The following is a 12,356-nucleotide window of genomic DNA, read 5'->3' on the forward strand; positions in this document are numbered from 1 at the left end:
ATTTTAGCTTTCCAGCTTTTTGCCAAATTCCCTCGGATACTTTACCACATAGGCCATCACAAATCCCGGAATCGTCGCGATCACCACCCATACAAAGAAGCCGGGATAGCCCAGCCACTGCTGCATGTAGCCACTCAGCATTCCCGGCAGCATCATTCCCATCGCCATAAAGCCCGTTGCTAAGGCATAATGGGCAGTTTTGAAAAGGCCTTCAGCCAAATAAATCAGAAAAACCATATACGCTGCAAATCCAAATCCATAGCCCAACTGCTCGATCAAGACCACGCCACCCGCAAAAAAGATATTCTCAGGCTGAAGCCAGGAAAGAAAGACATAACCGATATTGGGGACATTGATCGCAAAAACCATCGGCATCATCCATTTGCCCAGGCCATCTCTGGAAATCAATATTCCTCCCAAAATCCCTCCTGCCAAAAGTGCAATCACGCCAAGCGTTCCATAAAGAAAACCAACATCAGTCACACTGAGTCCAAGTCCTCCTTCTGCTCTTTCGTCCAAAAAGAAGGGCGAGGCCATCTTCACCAATTGCGATTCACCAAGTCGATAAAGCAATACAAAACCGAGTGATATACCGATGTTTTTCTTGGTGAAAAAGGTCGAAAAGACCTTTCCGAAACTCGGTTGATCCGCTCGTGCCACCCGCTCTTCAATGACATTTGGCGTGCTGAAATAATTGATCAGCGTCAGCGTCAGCATCAAGGCAGCAACAATGATCATCGTCCAGGACCAAGCTTTGGCAGGATCGCCAAAGTGAGTTTCCAAATTTCCAGCGATGATCACAATCAATCCTTGGCCAGTGATCATCCCGACTCGGTAGAACGTGCTTCGCATTCCCACGAAGAAGCTTTGTTGATCAGGCTTCAATGCGATCAGATACATGCCGTCCGAAGCGATATCATTGGTAGCTGAAGCAAAGGCCCCCATCCAGAAAAATGCCAGTGTAATCGTGAAAAAGTGGCTCGTACCTGTAGTCAATCCCACTCCTAGGAATGCCAAAGCCAAGATCAGCTGCATGCTGAGAAACCATTTCTTCTTGTTCCCAAAAAGCTCCAAAATCGGGCTCCAGATTGGTTTGATCACCCAGGGAAGGTAAAGAAAGGAGGTGTAAAGTCCGATGTCAGCGTTGGAAACTCCAAGGCTTTTGTACATGATTACCGAGACGGTAATGATGATGACGTAAGGAAGTGACTCCGTAAGGTAAAGTGAAGGAACCCAAAACCATGGGTTTTTTGAAGTGTTTTGGGTCATGCTTTTCGGAGTAAATTTTGGTAAATGCTGATTTCGGAGCCTTCAATCGTTTTGGCTCCGACTGCTTTTTCATAAAACTCAGCAGGTCCCACTCCCCCAATGATCGCGTAGGCGTACCCCATTTCCCGAAGGGATTCCAGAGATTTCACCAAAAGAACTTTGCCGATTCCCTTCCCTCGCTCTGACTCCAACGTACCTGTTGGTCCGAAGAAATTCCGTGCCGTGCTTTCATAGCAGGCAAATCCTAGAATCCGGTTTCCCCGCTGTGCAATCCAACAGGAAACGGGTTGCCGGGAAAAAGCAACTTCCACTTCAGATTGCCAATAGGCGCCAAACTGCTCCATGACCCATTCGCTGACCAGATGTTTTTCGGGTGCAATTGCCCTTCGAAAGACGATTTTTTCCTTTTCCAGCAGCTTCTTTTCTAATTCAGCGACTTCGGGAAGTTCTAGCAAGCGGACGAGCATGTCTTTCATGGGCGGGTGGATTTTGGGGTTTGGAAGACCTGAGTCTGGACGATTCTACCAAAATGATCGATCCAGCGGATGGCGAGATATTCGGTATTCAAGCTCGGCACTTCTAAATATCGCACTCTCGATCCACCTACCCAAGCCGTGTGGATAATTGCATCATGGAGTGTGTTGAGGTCATTTCCTCCTTGGACCATGGCATAGCGAATCGCGGGATCCAGCGGTTTTTCCAAGTTGATTTGGGTTTTCTCCGAGTTGGTTTTTACATCAAAAACGACCGGAATCTCAATTACCGAAGCGGATTTTGGGGAAAAGGCAGGAGGTAAAGTTGGCTTGTCGTAAACTTCCTTCTTCAGCAAATCAGCAATGTCCTGATTTTTGACATAGAGCGATTTGGCTGAGAAAAAGGCGTTTCCATTGATTTGGGGAAAAGTCCGGGTGTAGTTGACTTGCGTGTTCAGTTCGGAAGGAACTTTCCAAGCTTGATCGGAGTCTTCCCGGATTTTGTAAGGGCCGTTTCCAATGTAGACATTCGTTTTGTAGCTGTTGTTGGACCACCAATCTGACAGTTTTCGGTAGGAAGCCAGCGGATGCTCCATGCTCCAGTAGAGTTGCGGAATGAGGTAATCGATCCAGCCGTTTTTCATCCAGAGTAGGACATCAGCAAAGAGGTCATCGTAATTGGTTTGGCCAGCTCGGGTAGGAGAACCTTTAGGGTCTTTATCCTGATTTCTCCAGACACCAAAAGGCGAAATCCCAAACTGAACCCAAGGTTTTTGGCTTTTGATTTCCTGATTCAGTGCAAAAATCAACTCGTTCACATTTTGTCTTCTCCAATCATCCCGTGTTTGTCCAGGCTTTTTGTATTTGTCAAACGAAGTCTTGTCTGGAAACTCTAGTTTGGGCTCTCGATAGGGATAAAAATAGTCGTCAAAATGGATGGCATCCACATCATAATTGACCACAACTTCTCGGATTATTGCCAGCAGATGATTTTTCACCTCTGGCAATCCCGGGTCATAGTACCATTTGGTCCCATACTTCAGCATCCAGTTTCGATGTTTGTTGTAGTCGTGCTCGGAGCTGAGTTCTTCTGTTTTCAGATCCATTGTGGCCCGGTAGGGATTGAGCCAAGCATGAAATTCCAAGCCACGATCATGCGCTTCTTTGATCATCCAGGTTAGGGGATTTTCTTGGGTTTTTGGGGCTTGACCTTGTTTGCCAGTTAAATATTTGGACCAAGGAGCGAGATTACTCGGGTAAAATGCATCGCCTGAAGTGCGAATCTGTACGATCACTGCGTTGAAATTCAGGTTTTTATAATAGTCTAAAAGTTTGACAAACTCAAGCTTTTGGACTTCCCAAGGGGAATCCGGTGATACTGGCCAGTCGATATTGGCAACTGTAGCAATCCATACCCCACGGAATTCTCTAGGAATGTCAGGCATCCGGAAAGCGAGTGGACTCAAGGCAACCGAAGGCTGTGGAAATGTCTTGACAGGTAAAGTTTCGCTCGTCTTAGGTGGGGTAGTAGAAACGGAAGGATTAGGCTTTTGAGCTTGTGGTACAGGTTTTTTGGTTTTGCAGGATGCAAAAAGAACAATCGAAATTAAAAATAGGGAAAGATACTTTAGAAGGGATTGCATGGAAGGAATTAGAGCTTGGGAACTGGTTTGAGGTTAAGATCTGAAAGTTTTTTGCGCAGCTGATTCATGAATTTGTCGCCGGGGTCGGATTTGACGGTGCGGTAGTTGGGGTCAGCTTCTTTCCAGAGGTCTGTCGACTGGAAGTTCTGATACTCATGATGTCCGATGACGTAGTCGATGGGGTATTTTCGTTTGAGGTAGCGGATCAGCAATTCATTGGATTTAAGTTGTGCTTTGGTCAACGGCATGTTGTCGCTGCCGATGTTTTCGATTCCGATCGCGAGGTAGTTTAAGCCAATCACGTGCCGAGCAAATGTCGTATCGGGTAAAAATCTGAAAATAGTCCCATCCCGGTCAATTAAGAACTGACTGGAGACATTAAGATTGCTAGCTCCAGTCAGGTCCGCTCTCCCTCCCAAGGTCGTTGGATTGAAGACATCAAAAGTGACCTCAATATTATCGATCGCGGTCCAATGGACAACAACCATCTGCGGTTCAATGGATGCGGAGGTTTTGTCTAAGCCATGTCGTTCTTTTAGATATTGAAGGGAGAGTTGCTCCCGCTCTTCGTTCCAAGTGATCGGTTTGTCGATAATTCGAAAAGTGGCTTTGGGGCTGCAGGAAAAGGCTAAAAGCAACGCAAAAAAAGAGAGGATTCTGGCTTGGCGGGTTCGCATTTCTTCAGAGTTTGGGGGGTATGTAATCAGCAAGCTAAACTAGCTAGAATTTGGGAGGAAAGGGGCGTTTGGAATCCGGAATTTACTCCCCTGGATGGTAAATCCGCTTCGCAGTTCTCAAAACTTCTTTCTTATCCAAGGTCATCGGCTTTAGATTCCGACTTAAAAACCGGTCCATTTGGTCGGCATAATGCGGACTGTCGGGCCGGTTGCTTGCACCATAGACATTGATCGATTTGATGACTGGAAGTCCATCTCCAAACTTCACCATCAGAATATAGGATTCGCCCTGAGCAGCTTTTCGCATGCCATTTTCCCAAGGTGTAGAGCGAATCGTGGTCAGGACATCGTCAATCCCCCAAATCGGCAAAACCTTATCTCCACGCACAAGCTTTTGGTATTCACCTAATCTGACGAGCTCTTTACCAAAGTGCGTCTCAAAATGACTTTTGGCGGCACGCATTCCCTGCACAGCCTCTTCCTCTGTCAATTGAGTGTCAAAACTTTTTCCTGCTTTGGCAAACTCATCCCACCAATAGTAGTAGATAAATGCAAAAAGTGCTGCGCCTTCACTGTCGACTGAAGCTTCTTTATTCCAGTTTTTCAATGCGAAAATCTGCTTTTCAATGTCTGGGTATTTAGCCGAATCCAAGCTGAACAGCTTGCTCATATCTGTTCGGAAAGCAAGGGTTGTTGGTAGCGTTTGGTCATACTTGATCCGCTCAAAATCTTCCCAGCTGATCTTTCCTGAGTCCAGCATCAGCTCCCGAAATCGCATCGAGCGATTGTTGTCCCGGAGATCGAATCCCATTTCCGCAGGGTAATTTTCTGAATTCAAATTATCTGGATAAGCAGAAGCTTTGAACGGGGAATGGTTGGTGTTGTAGAGGTAGCCTGATGGGGGATTTGCCTGCTGCGGAAGTTCAGAAAAGGGGTGAAACGCTGTCCAAAGTGTCTTTTTGGTGTTTCCAGGTACCGTTCCGGAATAATCAAAGCCCGGCGCTCTTTTCGGTAAAAGTCCATTACTGACGTAGAATATTGTGTCGTATTTGTCTGCATAGACGGTGTTGAAATTGGACAGCTGCATGGAGTTCATGGCTGATTTCCACTCCGTGAAATTCCTGGCTTTGTTCATCCGCCACCATTGTTCTGGAGCTCCGACTTGATCTAAGGCTCCAAACCGAATCGAGAATGTTCCTTGTTCGGTGACCAGAGTGGGGCCATAGATACTTTTCCAGACTTTTTTGGGAACTGGAATCGTAATCAAATCCCAGAGCTTTACCTTCAGCCAAATGGTCTTTTCATCCAGTTCTAACCATTGCCCATCCACTCGATAGTTACCTGGGTTTTCCGGATCTATTTCCAATTGGAAAACATCCAAAAAGTCAGGGGAATTCACCGTATGTGCCCAGCCTAGGTGTTCATTTACCCCATGAAAAATCATCGATCCTCCTGGAAAAAGCCCACCCAAAGCATTCCAGCCTTCTTCCGAATTCAGATGGGCTTCATACCAAGCGACCGGTCCTTCAAGTGGTTGATGTGAATTGATCGCAAGAAATGCCTCTCCGGAATCCGTTCGAGAAGGATGAATTGCAATGGCATTCGAGCCTTTTGGTAATGAATCCTCAGGAATGCGATCCACTTTGCCACTGACAATGGCTTGAACAGCCCGATCTGCTCCTGACATTTGCGCTAGCGAAAGGATGTAAGCGGAGATTATTTCTTTTGGGGTAATCGGAAAAGCCCCTTGATACAGGACTTCTTCTGTGTGGGTAAAAGCATAATCGTTTATTCCTGCTGCATACCCTTCGAGCACTTTTTTGAATTCGGGTGAAAAACTCTCCTCATATTTTTCTTTCGCGATTTCTCGTGTTTCAAGCAGATTCACAAAAAAGTCAATGGCCGCTCCCTGCTCACCGAAAACGCGACCAGCCAAGCCTTTCCCAGCTAAAACAGTCATCTGGATTGTTTCAAAATCGTCTTCAGCATGTGCCCAGGCCAGGCCATAGGCTACATCTGCATCTGTTTTTCCGAAGATATGCGGCACACCAAATTCATCTCGCGCGATCTCCACTTGGGTTGTGTCCCACTTGGAGGGCTTGTGGACGAAATTGCAGCCCGTGCTAAGGATGAGAAAAAAGAATAAATAAGCCTGTAAAAAGCTTCCGGGCCTAAGTGGATGGTGCATGGAATAGGGAGATTTTATTTGTAACTCAAGATTAACAAAAAAGCCGACCATTTGGTCGGCTTTTGAGGGGTGTTTAAACACTTTTCTCTATCCTTCTTCGGATTACAGCATTTAATTATCTGAACTCATAATCCACTCCACTTACCTGAGACAGTAAGGTATCAGGCGCATCCAATGCTACCGCAGATCGAGGAGGAGTCGGGGAGACGGGAGAGTTTTCCGCTAGATAATTTTTCATGGCTTGGTGTAGGGTGAAAGGGGTGTTTTCAGTTTCCATCACTCCCTTGAATCTGCACAGCATGTCATCGGGATCACCATCCCGCTCACAGGCGCAAATGGTATAGATCTTTTCGTCATTCAGTGGTTTTCCATGAACCAAAGCTGATTGGACGCGCTTTCCCTCTTCACCAAAAGCATTAAACTTCACTTCCATGCCTTTGAATTTGATGACCCAACCGCCAAATCGCTTGGAAGCATCGGCCGCAAAGACATTGTTCAATTCTTTTTCCAACCATTCATGAATTTGTTTTCCAGTGACTTTGCCAGTTCTTATGGTACTGTCCACAGGAAGCATGTCGAAAATAAATCCGTTGGTGATTGGGATATTTCCAGTCTCATCCGGGGTTGAACGGGGAGGACAGAAGCGGAAACCATTGGAAAGGACAATATCCACCTCTGGTGTCTGCCAGCTGATGGCATCCAGAATCAGGGTGTCGATCGTGTTTTCGATGACAAAATATCGATACAGTGGTAGAGTGGAGTGCCCGACCACTTTTTGAATATCATCAAGATAGGGACCCTCATATTGGGAAATAATCTTCTTCATTTCCGGTGACTCAGGGTACTTCTTTGAATCTACTTCCATCAATTCGTAGGAATCGGACACGACCTTTCCATCTTCGATTTTCAGTTCCAATTTACCTACGAATGAACCGAAAGCGCCGGGTTCTACGACTTTGGCATAATTGGCTTGGATTGGTTTTCTCACGCGCTCATGCGTGTCTCCTCCAAGAATGTAATCCACACCTTCGCAAGCCGGAAGATTGGCCAAGTGAATCTGCTGAGATAAGCCAAGGTGAGCAATGATGGCTACAAAAGCACATTTTTCCTGATTTCTCAGGACGTCTACATAGTGAGCAAGATTTTCTTCAGGTCTGGTGTAAACGATTCCTTTGCTGTAGTTCGGAGACTGTCGGATTGGGACCAGGTGATCGGTATAGCCCAGAAAGCCGATTTTCACTCCATTTACCGTCCAAATATGATAGGGAGGAAAAATTAATTCACCTTTTTTACCCTCACCCAGATCATGGTACATATTCGCACAGACTTTGGGTGCGGTCAGCGAACCGAGAAGGTGCTGCATGGTCTTTTTATAGTAGATCACTTCCCAATTACCGGGAAGGTAAAGATCATAGTCCAGCGCATTCAGAATGGGTAGTATGGCTTCTCCAGTAGTTTTTACCGAAAGCTCAGAGCCCTGAAACATGTCGCCAGTATCGATCAGGAAGCTGTATTCCATTTTTTTTCGCACCTGATCCAGAAAAGTTTTCAGATGAGCATATCCTCCGGTTTTCCGGAAGACTAACTTTCCATTTTCCCAAAATAACTCGTCATGGGCATGAATCTGACAATGGACATCAGTAGTCTGGAGAATCGAAAGCGTAAAAGAGGTGAGGGTATTGTTTTTCTGAGGTTCCTGACTTGGTTTGGCACCAGCCAGTCCAGCCAGGCTGGTACTTGCTCCTATTGCTCCTAATTGCGCAATGAATTTTCTTCTAGAAGACTGCATTATTTTGGCTTTATGCTATAAAGTTCAATTCCTTAGCAAAAGGAAATACTTTCCCAAGCTGCTGGGAAAATAATCAAAGACAATCTCAACTGTTGGTGATCACAGTCACAAAAGAAAAAGGGTTCCAATTCAGGAACCCTCTTATCGTAGTAGTTTACTGGTTGCCACCCTTCTTTTTGGGTTCCATTCCGCCGTCCTTACAGCAAGGATCTAATTTTTCGTATGCTTCCGGATCTCGCGGTAGGTTATCCGCATTGTAGCCGACCTTGGTTACCCGCTTTCTGAGGGTTTCAGGATTGGTCTTTCCGTCGATGTAGGCAATGTTCAGCACCTTGGTTTCTAGGTCAAGATTGACTGATTTTACTCCTTTTTCAAAAGTAAGGTCTTTTTCCAGGCGATCTTTGCACATTTCGCAGACTGCCGAAGTTTTAATTCCTACTGATTTTACATTGGACTGGGCATTTACAGTAAAAGCAACTGTAAGTACAAAGAGTGTTAAAATGAGCTTTTTCATGAGTTGTTTAATTTTTGATTTTAAATCGAATCCCTGTGTAAATCATCCTGCCTGCGATCGGTCCCCAAGTCATGGACGCATCAAAGTTTTCTCCAAAGGGATTGGAAGGATCCACAATGGGATTTTCCTGACGGAAATTTAGGATGTTTTCTCCACCAAGGTAAATGCTTCCCCATCTGAATCCACGCGAAATCTGAGTGTTGACAAGGAAGAAGTCTGGTGAGGCTGTGGCTAACCTAAACTCTGACGGGCTGTCACTGGTATCTGGAAGTCGCTGGGCGCCGTTCCAGTTTACCGTTAGGTCTGCTTTCCATTTATCAAATCGCGTAGCGTAGGCCATGTTGAAGAAAAACCGATCCTGGCTTTGATAGGGAACCTGTTGCAGAATGCCATTGGTGGTCATCAGATTTTGGTAGTTTTTGTAGGCGGCTTTGGCCTCAAGGCGTTCCGAGATCTGGTAACTCGCTTCCAGTTGAAAGCTTTTGGCAAATGATTCCCCTTCCAGATTATCGATCACCAAAAGGTCCGAGCTAATGTCCTGGTCATAGACTAGTTGACTTTCGAACTGCGTATAGAAGTAATCCGCTACCACACTGAGTGGCTTCTCTCCGATCAACCAGCTGCCAGCCAGACTCAGTCCTGAGTTCCAGGAGATTTCCGGTTGGAGTTCTGCTTGATAGAGGATGTCTCTGGCGCTCACCCAAATCATGCTGTTTTCCATGAGTGCATTAGGAGTCCTGTATCCTTTGCCAACCGAACCTCTGAGTGTTAAACTAGGAGAAAATGCCCATCTGGCGTGGATTCTGGGTGTAAAGTAGGTGCCAAATAAGTTGTGGAGATCAGTCCTGCCACCAGCGACCAAGGTGAAGTTTTCATTCGGAATGTAATTGTATTCCAGAAAAGCTCCAGGTACCACCTCTCTTCTACGAAAAGTGGAGTCCAAGCTGCCGGTCTGATTGGAATTGAAGCTTTCGTCAAAATCATCATATAGAAAACTTACCCCAGTCTTGTATTGGTGGAAGCTGCTTCCCAAGACATTCTGATAGATAAAATTTCCATACAATGTCTTTTCACTTCCTTCATAGATTCTTCTGCCTGCACCACCGCTGAAGTCCTGATAAGACATCGAATACTGAAAGCCCCAACTTTGAGTGGGTTTGGACGGATAGATCATCCCAATCTTCCCAAAGAGCTCGGCCTTTCGGGTATCCATTTCATAGCCATACATCGGGCTTGAGTTTAAGTCATCATTAAAGCCGAAACCCAACTGTCCACCGGCTGATTCGGAGCTAAAAACATTCACCCCAATCTGCGCCATCAATTGATCTCCTTCGTATTTCCATCTGTTGAGAAAGTTAATTTGGCGTGTCTTGGGCATATCCATGAAGCCATCTCCATTGGTGTCCATCTCGAGAAACTGCTGACTTGTGTGAAACATGATGCCAGAGCTCCATTTTTCGGAAACCGGGATTTGTCTATTCGCATTGAGTTCGAGTCTGCCAAAAGAATTCATGTAGGCGTTCAGGTACCATTTGTCCATGGATTCCGGTTTGAACAGCTCCACGTTTATTTGCCCAGTCATAGACTCGTAGCCATTGATAACCGAGCCTGCTCCCTTGCCCACATCGATGGATTGGATCCAAGTGCCTGGCACAAATGTCAAACCTAGCCTTGAATTTAAGCCTCTGATGGTTGGGATTCCTTCCCGGCTGATCAGGACATAGCGTCCATCGAGTCCCATCATTTGGATCATTTTGGTGCCTGTGACTGCATCAGCGTAGGAGACATCTACGGAGGCATTGGTCTCAAAACTCTCGGAGAGATTGCAGCAGGCAGCTTTTTGAAGCTCAGCCTCGGTAATGAGAATATTGAGAAATGGAGCCTCATCCACTACTGATTCGGTTCGGCCACGGATTGTGACAGTCTCCAATGCTTCGTCAGTTTCGAATAGCGTGACCAGCATTTTCTCACTAAAGTTTGGGGGTAGGGTATCGGAAACATAGCCAATATAGCTGAAAATCAAGCGGTCATTGGCTTCGATTTGCGAAAGCTCAAACGATCCGTCGATTTGGGTAATTGCGCCAGTTGATTTTCCTATCACCTGGATGGTAGCTCCGATTAAAGGCTCCTTTGCGTTGTTTTTGACTTCTCCCGTAATTGTTCCTTGGGAAAAGGCTGATAAAGAAATTAGTATTCCTGTTATAAGAAAGTAGATGGTTTTCATTAAAATGACTTTTAAGTGAACAAAAATTTCACATCCCTCCAGAAAAGGGGAAAGTCATAATTAAATCAAAAAAGTCTGATGTAAAACCTGTAAATCCGGAATCGGAATATCAGGGAAGTAGGAGATAGGAGTAACAAAATCAGCCTCAAATGCATCAATTCCTATGTAAGAAATCACATAAGCCAAGACAAACTCAGCTGAGATCTGCGATTTGATTTCTGACTTTTTGAAAAAGTCATCCGAATCAGCCTGCGTGATTTCGTCTTCGCAGCAATCCATCGGTGCGGAGGATTCAGAACCGCAGCAGTCGTGTGCTTTGGGAGTTACTGTGAGCTCGCTGCTGACCAATTTGTCGCCACAAAAATGTTCTGCCCAAGCCAGATTTACCTGACCTGCGAAAAAGATGAACAACAATATGGTGGACAGAATTTTTTTCACTTCGGTACAAAAGTCTTCATTTTAACTTTAAAAAGAAAACCTACCCTGTTAACGGTTTGAATCAGGGTAAGTTCCCAATTTCTACTTCTACCGAGAGGAAGTGAATTTCACAACCTCATTTTTTATAGGCTTGATCGTTTTCAGATAGGCATAGATTGCTTTGAGATCTTCTTCTTTCATACCCGAGTACATCGTCCAAGGCATGATCGAGTTAAATTCACCTGGGGAAACTTGTGGATTCACATAGCCTGAGTCGGCATACTGGGTAAATCGGCGGACAAACATTTCCTCATTCCAGCTCCCGATGCCTGTCTCAGTATCCTGAGTCAAATTGGAGGAAGTCACTAGAGTTCCTCCTGGGAATGGAAAACTTCTACCTCCGGAAAATGCCAATTCTGGAATAATGATCCCTTGAGGACTGACTTGGGTATGACATTCCATGCAGGCTGATGCATTTACAAGATATGCTCCATAGGCCACTTGATCGCTTGGATCAGGTTTTTTGGATGGTGTCGAATTTACGGGCATGGTCCGAAGGATCAAATTGACAGGAAAATCAGCTTTGGACTCAGGTATCTCAGATGCAACCGAGGGTATCGACCTGATGTAAGCGATGATATCATAAATATCCTCTGGGTCCATTTTGCCATAGTAGGTGTAGGGCATCAAAGGGAACATAGGTCTGTTATCATTGGTGACACCGGTGGTGATCAGCCGATACAGCTCTCCGTCACTGTAATCTGCGATTCCTACCGGAGTGATGTTTTTAGCATAAAAGACACCCGGTAATCCAATGCTATGATCAAATCGGTCTCCACCCGCACCCAAAGTACCTGGAGTAGGAGGCCCGGAAAATTGGGAAAAATCCCGCTTGGAATGACAATCCATGCACACGGTCACGTGATTTGCAAGATAGGCACCTCTTTCGATTCGGTCTGGGGAATACTCAATGGTCAACTCCGGGGCGGGATCTACTTTGGGGAATCCAAATTGGAGATAGGCGAGTCCGCCAATGGCCAAAATGACTACAATGCCTAACAGATAGGCAACAACTTTTAATATTTTTTTCATCTGGGTAAAATTTGATTTAAAAAAGCCAGATGGAATCTCGAATGATGGAGAATCATTACTTGACGTGCGG

10 protein-coding genes are annotated in these 12,356 nt (G+C 45.5%); all 10 read right to left on the reverse strand.

Annotated elements, in window-relative coordinates:
- Positions 1-3: 3 nt before the first annotated feature.
- The 10 genes from DK188_RS13680 to DK188_RS13725 all read right to left on the reverse strand — a co-directional run bounded on the left by DK188_RS13680 (position 4) and on the right by DK188_RS13725 (position 12,286).
- The gene (locus DK188_RS13680; protein WP_111671382.1) at positions 4-1,269 is read right to left on the reverse strand and encodes an MFS transporter; all 1,266 of its coding nucleotides are present in this window, start codon (positions 1,267-1,269) and stop codon (positions 4-6) included.
- A complete protein-coding gene (locus tag DK188_RS13685) occupies positions 1,266-1,745 on the reverse strand; it encodes a GNAT family N-acetyltransferase (protein ID WP_111671383.1) in 480 nt (159 codons plus the stop codon). The genes DK188_RS13680 and DK188_RS13685 overlap by 4 nt, the downstream gene beginning before the upstream one ends.
- Positions 1,742-3,385 (reverse strand): glycoside hydrolase family 10 protein, encoded by a 1,644-nt coding sequence (locus DK188_RS13690; protein WP_232825737.1) that lies wholly within the window; start codon positions 3,383-3,385, stop codon positions 1,742-1,744. Before DK188_RS13690 ends, DK188_RS13685 begins: the two co-directional genes overlap by 4 nt.
- Positions 3,386-3,393: 8 nt before the next feature.
- Positions 3,394-4,062: an N-acetylmuramoyl-L-alanine amidase gene (locus tag DK188_RS13695; RefSeq protein WP_111671384.1), complete on the reverse strand. Its 669-nt coding sequence runs from the start codon at positions 4,060-4,062 to the stop codon at positions 3,394-3,396.
- A gap of 82 nt (positions 4,063-4,144) precedes the next feature.
- A complete protein-coding gene (locus tag DK188_RS13700; protein ID WP_111671385.1) occupies positions 4,145-6,250 on the reverse strand; it encodes an acylase in 2,106 nt (701 codons plus the stop codon).
- A 115-nt stretch (positions 6,251-6,365) separates the two neighbouring features.
- Complete coding sequence (locus tag DK188_RS13705; RefSeq protein ID WP_111671386.1) at positions 6,366-8,039, reverse strand: bifunctional metallophosphatase/5'-nucleotidase; 1,674 nt, start codon at positions 8,037-8,039, stop codon at positions 6,366-6,368.
- A gap of 154 nt (positions 8,040-8,193) precedes the next feature.
- Positions 8,194-8,553: a heavy-metal-associated domain-containing protein gene (locus tag DK188_RS13710; RefSeq protein WP_111671387.1), complete on the reverse strand. Its 360-nt coding sequence runs from the start codon at positions 8,551-8,553 to the stop codon at positions 8,194-8,196.
- Positions 8,554-8,560: 7 nt separating this feature from the next.
- Positions 8,561-10,777: a TonB-dependent receptor plug domain-containing protein gene (locus DK188_RS13715; protein WP_111671388.1), complete on the reverse strand. Its 2,217-nt coding sequence runs from the start codon at positions 10,775-10,777 to the stop codon at positions 8,561-8,563.
- Positions 10,778-10,837: 60 nt separating this feature from the next.
- On the reverse strand, positions 10,838-11,215 hold the full coding sequence (locus tag DK188_RS13720) for an HYC_CC_PP family protein (RefSeq protein WP_111671389.1): 378 nt from the start codon (positions 11,213-11,215) through the stop codon (positions 10,838-10,840).
- Between the two features lie 87 nt (positions 11,216-11,302).
- On the reverse strand, positions 11,303-12,286 hold the full coding sequence (locus DK188_RS13725; protein ID WP_111671390.1) for a c-type cytochrome: 984 nt from the start codon (positions 12,284-12,286) through the stop codon (positions 11,303-11,305).
- Positions 12,287-12,356: the final 70 nt, after the last annotated feature.

It is taken from the genome of Algoriphagus litoralis (assembly GCF_003259255.1).
Classification (GTDB): Bacteria; Bacteroidota; Bacteroidia; order Cytophagales; family Cyclobacteriaceae; genus Algoriphagus; species Algoriphagus litoralis.

Coding starts and splice junctions, on each gene's coding strand:
- DK188_RS13705 (WP_111671386.1), bottom strand. CDS start 8,039: ATGCAGTCTTCTAGAAGAAAATTCATTGCGCAATTAGGAGCAATAGGA.
- DK188_RS13695 (WP_111671384.1), bottom strand. CDS start 4,062: ATGCGAACCCGCCAAGCCAGAATCCTCTCTTTTTTTGCGTTGCTTTTA.
- DK188_RS13725 (WP_111671390.1), bottom strand. CDS start 12,286: ATGAAAAAAATATTAAAAGTTGTTGCCTATCTGTTAGGCATTGTAGTC.
- DK188_RS13690 (WP_232825737.1), bottom strand. CDS start 3,385: ATGCAATCCCTTCTAAAGTATCTTTCCCTATTTTTAATTTCGATTGTT.
- DK188_RS13700 (WP_111671385.1), bottom strand. CDS start 6,250: ATGCACCATCCACTTAGGCCCGGAAGCTTTTTACAGGCTTATTTATTC.
- DK188_RS13715 (WP_111671388.1), bottom strand. CDS start 10,777: ATGAAAACCATCTACTTTCTTATAACAGGAATACTAATTTCTTTATCA.
- DK188_RS13680 (WP_111671382.1), bottom strand. CDS start 1,269: ATGACCCAAAACACTTCAAAAAACCCATGGTTTTGGGTTCCTTCACTT.
- DK188_RS13710 (WP_111671387.1), bottom strand. CDS start 8,553: ATGAAAAAGCTCATTTTAACACTCTTTGTACTTACAGTTGCTTTTACT.
- DK188_RS13685 (WP_111671383.1), bottom strand. CDS start 1,745: ATGAAAGACATGCTCGTCCGCTTGCTAGAACTTCCCGAAGTCGCTGAA.